Annotated in this window: 19 protein-coding genes; 10 read left to right on the forward strand and 9 right to left on the reverse strand. The window is 69.7% G+C overall.

Annotated features, from left to right (window positions below):
- Positions 1 to 626 precede the first annotated feature (626 nt).
- On the reverse strand, positions 627 to 1,259 hold the full coding sequence (locus tag AC1U89_RS24175; RefSeq protein ID WP_479902161.1) for a glutathione S-transferase family protein: 633 nt from the start codon (positions 1,257 to 1,259) through the stop codon (positions 627 to 629).
- A gap of 207 nt (positions 1,260 to 1,466) precedes the next feature.
- Here AC1U89_RS24175 and AC1U89_RS24180 point away from each other — a divergent pair, with 207 nt between their 5' ends.
- On the forward strand, positions 1,467 to 1,922 hold the full coding sequence (locus tag AC1U89_RS24180; RefSeq protein WP_479902162.1) for a hypothetical protein: 456 nt from the start codon (positions 1,467 to 1,469) through the stop codon (positions 1,920 to 1,922).
- Positions 1,919 to 2,116, forward strand: a complete 198-nt coding sequence (locus AC1U89_RS24185) for a hypothetical protein (RefSeq protein ID WP_479902163.1) — start codon at positions 1,919 to 1,921, stop codon at positions 2,114 to 2,116. Before AC1U89_RS24180 ends, AC1U89_RS24185 begins: the two co-directional genes overlap by 4 nt.
- Here AC1U89_RS24185 and AC1U89_RS24190 read toward each other — a convergent pair.
- Together AC1U89_RS24190 and AC1U89_RS24195 are read right to left on the reverse strand one after the other, a co-directional pair.
- Positions 2,113 to 2,574 (reverse strand): DUF4112 domain-containing protein, encoded by a 462-nt coding sequence (locus AC1U89_RS24190; protein WP_479902164.1) that lies wholly within the window; start codon positions 2,572 to 2,574, stop codon positions 2,113 to 2,115. The two genes, AC1U89_RS24185 and AC1U89_RS24190, sit on opposite strands and share 4 nt — an antisense overlap.
- A gap of 34 nt (positions 2,575 to 2,608) precedes the next feature.
- Entirely contained in the window at positions 2,609 to 3,070 is a 462-nt protein-coding gene (locus AC1U89_RS24195) for a DUF4112 domain-containing protein (RefSeq protein WP_479902165.1), read from the reverse strand.
- Between the two features lie 195 nt (positions 3,071 to 3,265).
- Between AC1U89_RS24195 and AC1U89_RS24200 the strand changes: the two genes are divergently transcribed.
- Both AC1U89_RS24200 and meaB read left to right on the forward strand, forming a co-directional pair.
- Positions 3,266 to 3,583, forward strand: a complete 318-nt coding sequence (locus AC1U89_RS24200) for a heavy metal-binding domain-containing protein (RefSeq protein WP_479902166.1) — start codon at positions 3,266 to 3,268, stop codon at positions 3,581 to 3,583.
- A gap of 9 nt (positions 3,584 to 3,592) precedes the next feature.
- Positions 3,593 to 4,576, forward strand: a complete 984-nt coding sequence (gene meaB, locus AC1U89_RS24205) for a methylmalonyl Co-A mutase-associated GTPase MeaB (protein WP_479902167.1) — start codon at positions 3,593 to 3,595, stop codon at positions 4,574 to 4,576.
- Here the strand turns inward: meaB and phaH are convergent.
- The 3 genes from phaH to rlmJ all read right to left on the reverse strand — a co-directional run bounded on the left by phaH (position 4,573) and on the right by rlmJ (position 7,448).
- Complete coding sequence (gene phaH, locus AC1U89_RS24210) at positions 4,573 to 5,265, reverse strand: phasin PhaH (protein ID WP_479902168.1); 693 nt, start codon at positions 5,263 to 5,265, stop codon at positions 4,573 to 4,575. The genes meaB and phaH overlap by 4 nt on opposite strands.
- Positions 5,266 to 5,346: 81 nt before the next feature.
- Positions 5,347 to 6,630 (reverse strand): chromate efflux transporter, encoded by a 1,284-nt coding sequence (gene chrA, locus AC1U89_RS24215; protein WP_479902169.1) that lies wholly within the window; start codon positions 6,628 to 6,630, stop codon positions 5,347 to 5,349.
- Entirely contained in the window at positions 6,627 to 7,448 is an 822-nt protein-coding gene (gene rlmJ, locus AC1U89_RS24220) for a 23S rRNA (adenine(2030)-N(6))-methyltransferase RlmJ (RefSeq protein ID WP_479902170.1), read from the reverse strand. Before rlmJ ends, chrA begins: the two co-directional genes overlap by 4 nt.
- A gap of 127 nt (positions 7,449 to 7,575) precedes the next feature.
- Between rlmJ and AC1U89_RS24225 the strand changes: the two genes are divergently transcribed.
- Positions 7,576 to 8,586 carry a DNA topoisomerase IB gene (locus AC1U89_RS24225; RefSeq protein ID WP_479902171.1) on the forward strand — a complete coding sequence of 337 codons (1,011 nt, stop codon included), beginning with the start codon at positions 7,576 to 7,578 and terminating at the stop codon, positions 8,584 to 8,586.
- A gap of 57 nt (positions 8,587 to 8,643) precedes the next feature.
- On the opposite strand, the gene AC1U89_RS24230 is transcribed toward AC1U89_RS24225, so the two are convergent.
- Together AC1U89_RS24230 and AC1U89_RS24235 are read right to left on the reverse strand one after the other, a co-directional pair.
- A complete protein-coding gene (locus AC1U89_RS24230; RefSeq protein ID WP_479902172.1) occupies positions 8,644 to 9,900 on the reverse strand; it encodes an RNA polymerase sigma factor in 1,257 nt (418 codons plus the stop codon).
- Entirely contained in the window at positions 9,897 to 10,298 is a 402-nt protein-coding gene (locus AC1U89_RS24235) for a YciI family protein (RefSeq protein ID WP_479902173.1), read from the reverse strand. The genes AC1U89_RS24230 and AC1U89_RS24235 overlap by 4 nt, the downstream gene beginning before the upstream one ends.
- Before the next feature lie 187 nt (positions 10,299 to 10,485).
- Here AC1U89_RS24235 and AC1U89_RS24240 point away from each other — a divergent pair, with 187 nt between their 5' ends.
- Genes AC1U89_RS24240 through AC1U89_RS24250 form a run of 3 tightly spaced genes read left to right on the forward strand, consistent with a single transcriptional unit; the run spans position 10,486 to position 12,219 of the window.
- Complete coding sequence (locus AC1U89_RS24240; protein WP_479902174.1) at positions 10,486 to 11,082, forward strand: DUF2975 domain-containing protein; 597 nt, start codon at positions 10,486 to 10,488, stop codon at positions 11,080 to 11,082.
- Positions 11,082 to 11,342, forward strand: a complete 261-nt coding sequence (locus AC1U89_RS24245) for a helix-turn-helix domain-containing protein (RefSeq protein ID WP_479902175.1) — start codon at positions 11,082 to 11,084, stop codon at positions 11,340 to 11,342. Before AC1U89_RS24240 ends, AC1U89_RS24245 begins: the two co-directional genes overlap by 1 nt.
- Positions 11,343 to 11,367: 25 nt before the next feature.
- Positions 11,368 to 12,219, forward strand: a complete 852-nt coding sequence (locus AC1U89_RS24250) for an alpha/beta fold hydrolase (protein WP_479902176.1) — start codon at positions 11,368 to 11,370, stop codon at positions 12,217 to 12,219.
- 6 nt (positions 12,220 to 12,225) lie between these two features.
- Here AC1U89_RS24250 and AC1U89_RS24255 read toward each other — a convergent pair whose 3' ends face one another.
- Positions 12,226 to 13,212, reverse strand: a complete 987-nt coding sequence (locus AC1U89_RS24255) for a helix-turn-helix transcriptional regulator (protein WP_479902177.1) — start codon at positions 13,210 to 13,212, stop codon at positions 12,226 to 12,228.
- 94 nt (positions 13,213 to 13,306) lie between these two features.
- On the opposite strand from AC1U89_RS24255, the gene AC1U89_RS24260 reads away from it, so the two are divergent.
- Positions 13,307 to 13,651, forward strand: a complete 345-nt coding sequence (locus AC1U89_RS24260) for a hypothetical protein (protein WP_479902178.1) — start codon at positions 13,307 to 13,309, stop codon at positions 13,649 to 13,651.
- Positions 13,652 to 13,935: 284 nt separating this feature from the next.
- Positions 13,936 to 14,678 (forward strand): flagellin (locus tag AC1U89_RS24265; protein WP_479902179.1); only part of this gene is annotated, 743 nt, incomplete at its 3' end.

Below are 14,678 nucleotides of genomic sequence, written 5' to 3' on the forward strand. Positions count from 1 at the left end.
GCGGATCGTTTTCCGGAAGCCTTCGGATCGCGGATTTTTAACCCGCTCCGATGGAGGCCCCCGACGGGCGGAAGGTTGACGCCCCTTCCGGACCGCCCGGGCGATTTCAGCCCGGGCCTGCCGCGTCCGCCGATCCTTCGCCGCCAGGGCTTCGTCCCGACTGAGGGGAGCCTGCCCTGGACCGCCGCGAAGGCGTTCATTCAAGAACCACCGACGAGCGCTTCCCGCTCGACCGCCCCTGTCGCACGTATCGGTCGCCGGCCGGACGTCCTCCCCCACGACAGGGCGAGGACCAGTATGCGGGCGGTTTGAACGCGGCGGCGAATGTGACGCTGCTTTTCTTGCAGGGCGTTGAGATCGCTGGGTTTTGTTTTCGCGTTCGCGGGGATGGAGCGCGCCGTATCCCCGCAAGCCCATCCCAACGCCCTTCCCACGCCCGTCATCCTCGGACTTGTTCCGAGGACCCCTGCTTCAGCCGAGAAGAAGGACGATCCGTGGAGCGGCGAGGTCGCGGGCCAACCCAAACGGCAAACCAGCGGACACAGGGGTCCTCGGAACAAGTCCGAGGATGACGGGTGTAGGGGACGGACAGGCGGCGGAGCCGTTACTAGAGCAAGTGCTCCAACTCAGCTCTGCCACCAACCCCGCGTGGCGTGGCACGTCGCCAGGGCGCGCTGGTAGCCTTCGCGAGCGCGAAGCCGGGTCAGATAGGCCTGTTCGAGCGCGCCGAATTCGAACCCGACGTTCTTGCGCGCCATCTCCAGCGCATAGCCGACGGAGATGTCCGCCGCCGTGAAGGCCTCGCCCGCCAGGAACGGCGAGCGCTCCAGCTGTCGGGTCACCAGGCTCAATCGGGTGGTGAACACGTCCAGGGCCTGGCGGGCGCTCCAATTGTCGCGCTGGCCTTCGGGCGCGATGTTGCGGGCGCCCGAGACGAAATACATCGACCCTGCCAACCCCGCCTCGCCCAGGTGGAGGAACTGCAGGTAGGCCGGGAAGGTCGGGTCGCCGGGCGGGGGCGCCAGCGGCGTGGGGCCATGGCGGGCGATCAGGTACTCCATGATCGCGATCGACTCGACCATGACGACGTCGCCGTCCTGGAGCGCGGGGATGAACCCGGCCGGGTTGATCGCCAGGAATTCGGGATCGTTCTCGACGCCGACCAGCAGGTCGACGCCCCGCAGCCGATACGACAGCCCCATCTCCTCGAGCAGCCAGACGACCCGGAAACCCCTGCCCTCGCCGAAGACCGTGATCATTGTCGAATTCCCGATGGTGGTTTCAACCTGAATGAAGACGTCCAGCAGACGCGCTTCCCGACAAGGGCCAAAACCTTTTTCACCGAAAAGGCACTCCACGCGCCCCCGTGCACCGACTCTTGACCGCATCTCCCCCGGGACACCGGCCAAAGCCGCACCGGCGGGGCGCCTGATGCAGCCTCCCGACATCAGCCCCCGAGCCCGCCCATGCTCCCGCCGCCCGCCCGCGAGACCACCACCTTCTCCCGCATCGTCGCCGCGATCGTCTTCGCCTTCGCCTTTCCCGCCCTGATCCTGTCGCAGGCGATCATCTGGACCGACGACGCCATGGCTCTGGCCCAGCGCGCCGCCAGCGCCGCCTCAGGGGTGGTCGCCGCCCTGCCGTTCGGCGCGGTGCTGGGCTGGCCCTACGTGTTCTGCGCCGCCTGCGCCTGGGCCTGCCTGCACCAGTTCGGCCGCCATCATCGCGGGCTGGCCGCCCTGGTCGGGGCGGTCACTGGCGCGGCCGTGGCGGTCAAGCTGACCGGCTGGCACGGCGCGGACGTTTCCCTGCTGTGGCCGCTGAGCGCCGTGCTGGGCCTGGTCACGGGCCTGGGCGTCTGGTGGATCGCCTACGGACCCAGGAAGCGCGGGACCTTGCCCCGCAAGGCGTCGCCGGCATGAGGAAGCTGGTTCGCGTGGGCCTGGCCCTCGTCTTCGTCGCAGGCCTGCTGGCGACGGAATGGTGGCTGAGCCGGCAGCTCGAGGCCGACGCCTGCCTGGACGGCGGACACGTGTTCGACTGGCGTCGCGGGCGATGCGACTTCGCTAGCCAATGGCTGCCTGGACCGACCGCCTGGTACGACCAGCTGTTCTAGCGGCGCGCCGTCTTCACCTTGCGCTTCTTGCGCGTCTTGGCGTCGATCTCGTCGGGCAGGCCGTGGCGGGACTCGATGTCCTTCTGCAGCGCCTTGGCGGCCATCAGGTGGCCGGGGAACAGGGTGTCGACGATCGAGCCGATGCCCCAGATCGTATCCGTCGAGGTGTCGACGACGAGATAGATGGCCATTCTGGCGAGGGTCGCGGCCGAGGCTTTCGCCTTGACGGCGTGCCCCATCAGCATCAGCCCGGCGGCGCCGCTGTAGAGGGCGGCCACGCCGGGGATCGGCACCCAGGACAGCACGCCGTCGATCCCCAGGCCGAACGGACCCAGGCCGATCAGCCGGTCGGAGAGGCGCTTGATCGTCTCCGCCGAGCGCCAGGCCTGGTGGGCCCGATGCCTGTGGCTGGCAGGGCCTTCGTCGACGACATAAGCTTCCGCGGTGCGTTCGGTCATGTCAGGTCAACGCGCCTCAGCCCAGTTGGTTGTGTCAGCCCAGGAAGACGACCCGGCGCTTTTCCTTGCCCGCGCGGATGCGCTCCAGCAGGTCGCGGTACTCGGCCGTGCCCTGCACGTCCTTGCGCGTGCCCTCGAAATAGATCGTGTCGTCCATGTGGTTGGTCAGCATGTCGGCCGACCACTTGTGGCCGGTGAACAGCACGTCGGCCACCTTGCCCACGCCCGGCACGGCCCCGGCCACGGTGTCGACCAGGATGATGGCCATGATCTGGACGACGATCATCGGCGCCGAGCGCGCGCGGATGGCGTCCCAGACGATCAAACCGCCCGCGCCCAGGCTGTAGAGCTCGCCCGCGCCCGGAATCCAGGTCAGCAGGCCGTCCAGACCGATGCCCAGCGGACCCACGCCGACCACGTTGTCCGACAGCTTCTTCACCCGCGCCACGTTGTTGCGGATGTTGTGCAGGTCGAGATGCGATTTGGCGAAGATCACCCGGCGGCCCCCAGCGGCGGTACCGCTGCAATCTGCCTTAACCATGGGCGCGCCGGAAGTGGTCACGGCGTAGTTTCGCGTGTCAGGCGAAAGCGATCCGCAAATCGCTCGCGCTCCGAGGGAGCCCCTCGCGAATGGCGGCGTTTGTGCTTAAGTTAACGGCGAGCGCCGAACACGGCTGACGAGGACCTGTCGATGCTGATCTCGACCACCCCCTTCATCGAAGGACGGCCGGTCCAGGACTACAAGGGCGCGGTCTACGCCCAGTCGATCCTTGGCGCGAACGTGGTCCTGGACCTGATGGCCGCCATCCGCGACTTCATCGGCGGTCACTCCAAGTCCTACGAACGGGTGCTGGCCCGGGCGCGCGAGGACGCCCTGAAGAACCTGATCAAGGAAGCCGAGAAGCTGGGGGCCAACGCGATCCTGGCGGTCGATCTCGACTACAACACCGTGGGCCCGCACGGCTCGATGATGATGGTTTCGGTTTCCGGGACCGCCGTCGTCCTCTAAGCGGGACGCGTGACTCCACCGATCGACATCGCCGATCTCGAGACGCGCCTGGTCGCCGGCGACCGGGCCGCCTTGGCCCGCGCCATCACCCTGGTCGAGAGCCGTCGCCGCGATCACCAGAAGGCCGCCCGCGCCCTGCTGGAACGGCTGATGCCGCGCACCGGGCAGGCCCAGCGGATCGGGATCACCGGCGTGCCGGGGGCCGGCAAGTCGACCACCATCGAGGCCTTCGGCACGATGCTGACCGCCGCCGGCCATCGCGTGGCGGTGCTGGCGGTCGATCCCTCGTCCGGCCGCCACGGCGGTTCGATCCTGGGCGACAAGACCCGGATGGAGCGGCTCAGCGTCGATCCCAACGCCTATATCCGCCCCTCGCCCTCCGGCGGCGTGCTGGGCGGGGTGGCGCGCAAGACGCGCGAGGCCATGCTGCTATGCGAGGCGGCTGGTTTCGACGTGATCATCGTCGAGACCGTGGGGGTGGGCCAGTCCGAGACCGTGGTGTCGGATATGGTCGACATCTTCCTGGCCCTGCTGATCCCCGGCGGCGGGGACGAGCTGCAGGGCATCAAGAAGGGCCTGATCGAGCTGGCCGACCTTCTGGTGATCAACAAGGCCGACGCCGATCCGGACAAGGCTCGACGCTCGGCTCGCGACTATCGCAACGCCCTGCACATCCTGACGCCGGCCTCGCCCGACTGGACGCCGCCGGTGCTGACCGCCTCGGGCCTGACGGGCGCGGGGCTGGATGAGCTGTGGACCCAGATCCGCCGCCACCGCGAGATCATGACCGCCAACGGCGCGAGAGCCGCGCGGCGCGCCGACCAGGACAGCCGCTGGATGTGGGCCATGGTCCAGGACCGCCTGGCCGAGGCCTTCCGCGAGGCGCCCGCCGTGGCGGCCGTGGCGGCCGATATAGAACGCGCGGTGCGGGCCGGTGAGCTCCCCGCCTCGGCGGCGGCCGACCGGCTGCTGGCCGCGTTCGGGCTGGATTAGTCGGCAGCCGCCAGCCGCTTGGCCTGGGCCACCCAGGCGTCCCGTTCGGCGCGCCCCTTCAGGCTTAGCTTGGCGTCGAAATCGGCCAGTTCGTCCGCGCCCCAGGCGGCGATCTGCTCGAAGCGGGTGACGCCCAGTTCGGCCAGGGACGCCGCCAGCTTGGGTCCGATGCCGACCAGCAGGGTCAGGTCGTCGCCCGTCGACTTGGCCTGCTCGACGACGGCTTCAACCACGGGCTCGGCCGCCGCCTCGACGGTTTCCGCCGTCTCGGTCGCCACGGTTTCGACGGTGTCGAGCGTCTCCTGCACCGCCTCGGCGACGGTCTCGGTCGCGGCGGTCACGGCGGCGACGACGGGCTCGGGGGCCTCCAGCTCGACCGGCGCCAAGACGGGGGCCTCGGTCACGGGGTCGATCACCGGTTCGACGATCGGCTCAGGGGCCGGCTCGGGCGCGAGTTCGACGGGTTCGGGCGTCGGCGGGATCTCGGCGAGCGCCGGGGTCAGGGCGGTGGCCATCAGGGCCTCGACATTGACCGCCTCGCGCCAGCGGGCCGACCACCACCACCAGGTCGCCCCGGCCGCGGCCGCGCCGCCGAACACCAGCCACAGCGGCGAAGCCGCGCCGGCCAGCAGGTTGGGACCCTTCTCAAGGTCGATCTTGGGCGTTTCGGGAAGGAACGAAAGGGTCATGGCCGAGCTCCAACAACCGTTTGTTGCAGTGCAGCATAACACGGTTTTCGGCGGGGCGGAGTCGCTAAATCCGGTCGAGGTTCAAATCAGTCCGGTCGCGCCCAGCGCCAGGCCGGCGGCGACCATGGCCCCTACCGTCGCCAAGACCGGGGCGCGCAGGGCGAACACCAGGCCGCAGGCCAGCACCGTCAGGCCCGCCGCCGGCAGGTTCAGGCTGGCTGGATCCGGCAACTCGGCCCGCACCAGGCCCCAGCCGTGCACGGCGCCGGTCCGGAACAGCAGGTGGACCGTGAACCACACCGCCAGGTTGGCGATCACCCCGACGGCGGCGGCCGACACCAGGGCCAGGGCGCGGGCCGGTCGGGGGCGGGACCGCAGGCGCTCGAAGAACGGACCGCCGGCGAAGATCCACAGGAACGACGGGGCGAAGGTGGTCCAGGCGGCCATCAGCCCGCCGGCCAAGGCGGCGGCCCACGCCCACTCGGCCGGGGCGTTCTGATAGGCGCCCACGAAGCCGACGAAGACCAGCACCAGCACCAGCGGTCCCGGCGTGGTCTCGGCCAGGCCCAGGCCGTCCAGCATCTGTCCCGGCGCCAGCCAGCCGAACGCGCCCGCCGCCTGGCCCATATAGGCCAGGGCCGCATAGGCGCCCCCGAAACTGACCACCGCCAGGACGCTGAACACCCCGCCCATCCTGGCCAGGGTCGATCCGGGCGCGACCGCCAGGGCCAGCAGCACCGGCGCCAGCCAGACCGCCAGGCAGACCAGGGCCGTGCGCCAGGGGGTCCGTTGCAGCGAGGGTTCGAATCCCTCCGTCTCCGCCCTCCCCCCGCCCAGGGCCCAGCCGACCGCGCCGGCCGCCAGGATGATCAGGGGAAACGGCAGGACGGTGAAGGTCAGGGCCAGGAACGCCAGGCCCGCGGTCCACCAGCCGGCCACGCCCTTGATCGCCCGACCGCCCATGCGCATCAGGGCCTGCAGCACGAGGGCCACCACCGCCGCCTTCAGCCCCAGCAGGGCCGGCCCGGCCCAGGTCGCGCGACCGTGGGCGACGTACAGGGCCGAAAGTCCCAGCATCACGGCCAGGCCGGGCAGCACGAACAGCAGCCCCGCCGCGATCCCGCCGCGCACCCCGTGCAGCCGCCAGCCCAGCCAGGTGGCCAGCTGCTGGGCCTCGGGCCCGGGCAGCAGCATGCAGAAGCTCAGGGCGTGGGCGAAGCGCGCCTCGTCGACCCAGGCGCGCCGTTCGACCACTTCGCGATGCAGCAGGGCGATCTGGCCGGCTGGGCCGCCGAAGCCCAGGCAGCCGACCTTGAGCCAGACCCAGAAGGCTTCCCGGAAACTGGGGCCGACCGTTCCGGTCACGCGCGCCAGATCCGCGCCTTGGCCCCGGCGTCGCCGAGATTGTCGGCCAGCCAGGTCGTGACCTCGGCGATCGCGCCCTCGGCGGACTTGGGGGTCCCGACCATGACCATGGCGCAGCCGTTCATCTTCATCGGGTCCGTCAGCGGCCGAAGCCGGAGTTCGGCAGCTAGCGCGTCGTTCGTGACGGTTTCCATCGCGCGCATGAAGGCGTCGAAGGTTTCCAGGTCCTTCAGCGGCATCCAGGCGGCGATCACCGCGTCCCTGTCCTTGGCCAGCACCGCCTTGGTCGTGGCCACGGTCTGGGCGTAGTCGTCGCTGCGCTCGAACGGCGGGTCGATCAGCACGAACGTACGCCCCCCCTTCCCCGCCCGCGCGGCGGCCGTGGCGTAGCCGTCGTCCTTGACCACCTGGGCGAAGGCGTAGGGCGCCAGGGTGCGGCGCAGGCTGTCGAAATCGTCGGGCCGCAGCTCGCAGGCGGTGTAGCGGTCGGTCTTGCGCAGGTGCTTGGCGATCAGCAGCGGCGAGCCCGGGTAGAGCGTTCCGTCGCGGCCGCCGTTCAGCGCCTTGACCGCCGCGACCAGGGGCGCGAACACCGCCGGGACGCTCTCCATGGCGAGCAGTCGCCCGATCCCCGCCGCCGCCTCGCCCGACCGCTGGGCCATGTCGCCGCCCAGATCATAGGCCCCGGCCCCGGCGTGGGTGTCGATCACCGACAGCGGCATGTCGTCGGCCGTCAGCGCCTTCAGCAGGGCCAGAACGATGGCGTGCTTCTGCAGGTCGGCGAAATTGCCGGCGTGGAAGGCGTGTCGGTAGTTCATGTCTGGCGCGTCGCTCCCGGAACCGGCGGTCCGTCTATCACGTTGGCGGACATTAGGGTTGGGAGCGAGTGATGGCCCAGGATAATTCCGAACACGGCAGCCGCCGTCCCGTGGACAGGTGAGCGCCATGCCCCGCGACACGCTGGACACCACACCCGCCGAACGCACGCTGCTGGCCTATGTCAACGACCAGGAGCAGGGCATCCGGCGTCTGGCCCACGGCAAGGGCTTTTCCTACGCCGACGAGGACGGCCGGCCTGTGAAGGACGAGGCGACCCTGGATCGTATCAAGGCCCTGGCCATCCCGCCGGCCTGGACCAGCGTCTGGATCTGCCCCGACCCCAACGGCCACATCCAGGCGATCGGCCGTGACCAGAAGAACCGCAAGCAGTACCGCTATCATCCCGAATGGCGGGCCGACCGCGACGCGCGCAAGTACGACCGCATGGCCGCCTTCGGGCGAGCCCTGCCACGCCTGCGCAAGCGGGTCGAGGCCGACCTCTCCCGCCGCGGCCTGCCGCGCGAGAAAGTGCTGGCCGCCGTGGTCAGCCTGCTGGAACTGACCCTGATCCGGGTCGGCAACGACGAATACGCCAAGACCAACAAGAGCTTCGGCCTGACCACCATGCGCAAGCGCCACCTGAAGCTGGCCGGCGGCGGGGCGGTGTTCGAGTTCGTCGGCAAGAGCGGCAAGAAGCACAAGACCGGCTTCCGCGACCGCCGCCTGGCGCGGATCGTCGCCGCCTGCCAGGAGCTGCGCGGCCAGCGGCTGTTCCAGTACCTCGACGAGGACGGCCAGCGGCGGGCGATCGAGAGCACCGATGTCAACGACTACATCCGCGCAGCCTGCGGCGACGACTTCTCGGCCAAGGACTTCCGCACCTGGTACGGCTCGCTGGCGGCGCTGGAGGCGCTGAGCATGAGCCCCAAGCCCGCCACCAAGACCGAGGCCAAGCGCACGCTCAACACCTGCGTCAAGGCGGTGGCTGGCCTGCTGGGCAACACCCCGGCCGTCTGCCGCGCGGCCTATATCCACCCCAAGGTGCTGGAGGCCTTCGAGACCAGCCGCCTGCCCAAGCGACGGACATCGTCGCCGAGGGGGAAGGAACTGGCGCTGCTGAAGCTGGTGGCGGCTTAGGAAAGCCCGCTCATCCCGGCGAATGCCGGATGAGCGGATCAACAGGGTGACGCTCGGCTAATCGTTTCCCGCCAACCGCGCCGCCCTACCCGACAGATACCGCTGCTCGGGCTCGCTGGCGGTGAGCGCCGCCGCCGTGCGATAGGCCGCGACCGCCTCGTCCCGGTCCCCGGCCATCTCCAGCAGATGGGCCCGCACGGCCGCCAGGCGGTGATGGCCGGCCAGCCGCTTGTCGGTCTCCAGCTCGACCAGCTGGCGCAAGCCCACGCGGGGGCCCCGCGTCATGGCCAGGGCGACGGCGTGGTTCAGCCGGACCATCGGGTTGTCGGCCATCCGCTCCAGCAGGCCGTACAGCGCCAGGATCTGCGGCCAGTCGGTGTCCTCGGCCCGGGCGGCTTCGTCATGCACCGCCGCGATGGCGGCCTGCAGCTGGTAGGGCCCGACCGCGCCGCGCGACAGGCCGGTCTCCACCAGGACCACGCCCTCGGCGATGGCCGCCCGGTCCCACAGGCCCCGGTCCTGCTCGGCCAGGGGGATCAGTTCGCCGTCCGGCCCCGTGCGCGCCACGCGGCGGGCGTCGGTCAGCAGCATCAGGGCCAGCAGGCCGGCMGCCTCGCCGTCGTCCGGCAGCAGGCCGCGGACCAGCCGCGCCAGCCGGATCGCCTCGCCCGCCAGCTCGGCGCGCTGCAGGTCCGGGCCCGCGCTGGCCGTGTAGCCCTCATTGAAGATCAGGTAGAGCACGTGCAGGACCGACCGCAGCCGTCCGGCCCGCTCGGCGGCGTCGGGGGCCTCGAACGGCACGCCCGAGACCCGGATGCTCTGCTTGGCCCGGCTGATCCGCTGGGCCATCGTCGCCTCGGGCACCAGGAAGGCGCCGGCGATCTCGGCCGTGGTCAGGCCGCCGACCGCGCGCAGGGTCAGGGCGATGGCCGAGGACGCGCTAAGGGCCGGGTGGCAGCACATGAACAGCAGGCCCAGCGTGTCGTCCCGAGCCGCCAGGACGTCCACGTCGTCGGCCGGCGACGACACGACCGGAACCTCGTCCTCCGCAGCCACCGCCTCGCGCCGCCGCCGGGCGATCTCGCCGCGGATGTGGTCGGTCATCCTGCGGGAGGCCACCTGGACCAGCCAGCCGCCCGGGTTGGACGGGACGCCGGCGCGCGGCCACTGGCGGGCGGCGGCCAGCAACGCCTCCTGCACGGCGTCCTCGCCGGCGGCGAAGTCACGATAGCGGCGGACCACGGCCGACAGCACCCGCGGCGCCAGCTCGCGCAGCAGGGCCGTCGTCGCGCGGTCCAGCGCCGTCGGGGTCACATTTCCTCGCCGCTGGGCGACATGACCCGCCGCACTTCGACCGGCAGGTTCAGCGGCTTTCCGCCGGGACCGKGCCCCTCGGACCAGCGCGAGGCGATCTGGTAGGCCCGCTCGGGCGTCTCAACGTCGACGATCACGTAGCCGGCCAGGAACTCCTTGGTCTCGGGGAACGGACCGTCCGTCACCTCCGGCGCCGCGCCCTGCCGGGCCCGCACGAACCGCGCGTCGTCGGGTCCGGCCAGGCCATGGGTCACCACCATCTCGCCCGAAGCGCTGAACTCCTCGCGGAACAGGCGCAGGTGCTCCATGTGCGCCTGGATATCCTCGCTGGGCCAGTTGGTGATCATCTCGGTCCGCCACTCGGACAGGGCGAACTGCATCATCAGGATGTACTTCATCGCTATTCCCTTCGGTTGGAGCGCCGTCCTCCCGGCGCTTTCGAGGGCTAGTCGGAACCGTCCGGCCATTCTCGACACGGGCCGGAGAAATTATCGAGCCCGAAAATCGTGGGCGTCTCGGCCATTCGATAATTATCGTTTGACAGAAAGAAATTTCGGAACGAGCGTAAGGACACTGGAGGTCGCCATGTCCGTGATCAAGCTCAAGCCGCGCGCCGAGACGGTGACCGCGCCCGAGACCGCCGCCCAGCGCCGCGTGCGCCTGGGCAGCCGCGCCCTGGCCTGGCTGTTCACCGGCCTTCTCTGCGTCTCCGTGGCCATCCTGGTCGCCGCCCTGGCCGCGATGCTGTTCTACAAGGGCCCGCTGCTGCGGATCGGACCGGACAACTGCTACATCGGCGAGGGCCCTCCGGATTCCGTCGCCTTCGGCTCGCTGCCCCTGGTCCACCGGCTGGTCTATTGTCTGGTGGGGATCGTGCGGGCCACGCCGATCATCATGCTGTTCTGGAGCCTTCGCGGCCTGTTCCGCCTCTATGCCCGGGGCAAGGTGTTCGCGCCGGCCAACGCCGCGCAGTTCCGCCGCATCGGCCTGTGGTTGTGCGCCTACGCCGTGTCGCCGTTCGCCTGCCACCTGGTCCTGGCCGCCACCGGCTACGAGATCGACCGGAACTGGGCCCACATGGCCAGCGTCCAGGCGTTCGTGCTGGGCCTGCTGGTCTTCGTGATCGGCGAGGTCATGCGGGTGGGCCGCGAGATCGAGGAAGACCGGGAGGCGTTCGTCTGATGCCGATCATCCTTCGCCTCGACGTCATGCTGGCCCGGCGCAAGGTGCGCTCCAACGTCCTGGCCCGCGCCATCGGCATCACCGAAGCCAACCTTTCCCTGCTCAAGTCCGGCAAGGTGAAGGGCATGAAGTTCGAGACCCTGGAGGCCATCTGCGCCTACCTGGACTGCCAGCCGGGCGACATCCTGGAATACGCGCCGGACGACACGAGCGACCAGCTTCCCGACACCCCCGAGCAAGACACGCTCAAGCGCGCCTGACGGCGCTTCATCACAGGAGAGATCGATGCGACTGCCTTCAACGCCCGTCTGGGCGATCGCGGCCGGCTGCCTGCTGTTCGGCGCCGCGCCCGCCCTCGCCGCGCCCGCCTTCGTCGCCGTGGACGGCGGCAAGGTGGCCTACGAGACCTGCGGGTCCGGCCCCGAGGCCCTGGTTCTGCTGCACGACGGCATCCTCGACAGTTCGGCCTTCGACGCCGCCTGGCCCAAGCTGTGCGCCCGGTTCAAGGTCGTGCGCTACGACCGTCGGGGCTACGGGAGCTCGCCGGCCGCGACCGCGCCCTATGACGCCGTGGGCGACCTGGCGGCGGTGATGAAGTCCGCCGGGATCGACCACGCCACCATGCTGGGCTCGTCGTCCGGCGGCGGGATCGCCGTGGACTTCGCCCTGGCCCATCCGGACGCCGTGGACGGCCTGGTGCTGGTCGGCGCCGCGGTGAACGGCTTCAAGCCCAGCCGGCACTTCATCGATCGGACCCAGAAACTGGTCGGCCTGCTGTCCCAGGGCCGCCTCGCCGACGCGGTCAAGGACCCCTACATCCTGACGCCGGGCGCCGAGGCCCAGCGCGCCTTCGTCGCCGCCGACCTCACCGCCCATCCAGGCAATTTCGGCGCGTCGCGGATGGTCAAGGACGGGCCGGAGGTCATGGGCCGCCTGGGCGAGATCAAGGCGTCCACCCTGATCGTCACCGGTGAGGTCGACATGCCCGACGTCCACGCTCACGCCGGCGCCCTGGAGGCCCTGATCCCCGGCGCGAAACGGATCGTCATGACCGGCGGCGGCCACTTCATCTATCTGGAGCGACCGGAAGCGTTCGCGGACACCATCTCGGCCTTCGTGGAGAAAGCGGGAAACTGAGGCGCCTCAGCCCTGCCCCTCATGGGCCCGCAGCGCCGTCCGCAACTCCTCGACCATCATCTCCCGCAGGCTGGGCGGCGACAGGATCTCCACCGAGCCGCCCCACGTGAACAGGTGCCAGGCCAGTTCGCGCAGGCCGCTGGCCCGGAAGGTGACCAGCACCGAACCGCCCGCCTCCTGGGTCACGACCTGGTTGGGGTGGAAACGCCAGCGCAGGGCGTCCTCGGCGCGGTCGGGCGCGATGCGCAGGGCCACGTCCTCGATGTCGCCGTGGAAGATGCCGAAGCTCTCGTCGGCGAAAGCCTGCAGCGAGAAGTCCTCGGGCGGCGGGGCGGGCTCGTCCAGGGCCGTGACCGCGTGCATGCGGTCCAGGCGGAAGGTGCGGGGCCGAGGGTCCTTGCCCTCGGCGGCGACCAGGTAGTTGGCGTGGCCGAACAGGATGCCCAGGGGCGTCACCTTGCGCGTGCGGCCAGGCGCGCTGCCGCCCTCGTAGCGGAACGACAGGGCCTGCAGCCCCTTCACGGCCGTGCGGATCGCGGTCAGCACCGCCTGGTCCTCGAACGGGCGGGGGCCGGGATGGATCGCGATGGTCTCGGCCTGGATCAGGGCCTCCAGGTCGGGGGCCACCTTGCGTCGCGCCGCGCCGCGCAGGGCCGACATCAGCTTGCGCTCCAGGGCGTGGAGCGCGGCGGCGCGCCCCTCGGCCCCGCCCGCGGCGTAGCTGTCGGCGGCCGTGCGCAGGGCGGCCAGCTCCTCGGCGGTCGGGGTCTGGAACAGGCTGTCCAGGCCCGACGGGATGCGGAAGCGCTTGGTCGGCGGGTCCTCGATCGCCTCCATCTGCGGGAAGGCGGCCCAGACCGCGTCGCGCATCCGTTCGGCCGTGCGCCGTCCCACGTCCATGGCGCGGGCCATCTCGTCCAGGGTCATGCCCTCGGAGGATCCGGCCAGCATCCGGGCCAGGTCGAGCAGTCGGGTCGCCTTGTCGTGTCGCATGGCTCGACTCTATACGACCGTTTTTGACGCACGCCACCCTCAAAAGGGAAACTCAGAAACCCGCCCGGCAGAACGCCTTTCCTGGAGACCGCCCATGACCCGCCTCCTCGCCCAAGACTGGCATGTCGCGCCCGTCAGCGCCGCCATGATCTCGGCCGTGCTCGACTTCGCCGACGTCCATCGCGACCTCGGCGGCGGACGCACCTTGATGCGGCTGAGCCCCGAGCGGGTGCTGAAGGCCGACATCATCCTGCTGCTTGGCCGCGACGCCGAGCGCGCCGCCGACATCGGCCTGGTGTGGAACGATCGCGAGGACCAGATCGTCCGGATCATCGACGACGCGGCCTTGCGCGCCTCGCGGCAGGCCGCCTGGGAAGAGGCCTTCGATCTTTTCGACGCCGACGACCGCGACGTGGCGCCGCAGCGCCTGTGCGCCTGACCTGCAATCTCCGGACGTTTGGTCGCGGGGTCGCCGGCGGACAGAACAGTGTTCGCCAGAACCCAATCCCAGTATTTACTGGAGATCAGCCAATACTGCGTCAAAACGCCACATAAACCCAACGTAGACAATCCGACGCAGCATAAATTGCCTACCTACAAAAGTTGGCCGCGAACAATATTCCGAGTTCATCCATTTTAAACCGCCCGACGACACCCTGGTTGCGAGCAAAATGCTCTCGGTAGTCAAAATGACGCCGACAACCTTGAATAGGAACTAGTCGGATGCMGCTGAATAGCGTCAACACCAACTCGGGCGCGATGATTGCCCTGCAAAACCTGAACAGCACCAATTCGGAGCTGCAGGTCACGCAACAACGCATCAACACCGGCAAGAAGATCAGCACCGCCAAGGACAACGGCGCGATCTGGGCGACCGCCAAGGTCCAGTCGTCGACCGCCAGCTCGCTGAACGCCGTGAAGGACTCGCTGCAACGCGGCCAGTCGACCATCGACGTGGCCTTGGCCGCCGGCGACACCATCACCGACCTGCTGGGCAAGATGAAGGAAAAGGCCCTGGCCGCTTCCGACACCTCGCTGAACACCTCTTCGTTCAACGCCCTGAAGTCGGATTTCGAAAGCCTGCGCGACCAGATCACCAAGGCYGTCACCAACGCCAAGTTCAACGGCGTGTCGATCGCCGACGGCTCGACCACCAAGCTGGCCTTCCTGGCCAACTCGGACGGCTCGCAGTTCACGGTCAGCTCCAAGACCCTGTCGCTGAAGGGCATYGGCATGACCACGACGTCGACCTTCACGTCGGCGGCCGCGGCCAAGTCCATGATCGACACGGTCACGACCGCCATGGGCACGGCGACCAACAAGCTGGCTTCGCTGGGCACCAGCTCGACCGGCCTGGACACCCACCTGACCTTCGTCGGCAAGCTGCAAGACAGCCTCGACGCGGGCGTGGGCAACCTGGTCGACGCCGACCTGGCCAAGGAAAGCGCCAAGCTGCAGTCGCTGCA

This window comes from Caulobacter sp. 05T431 (assembly GCF_056665975.1).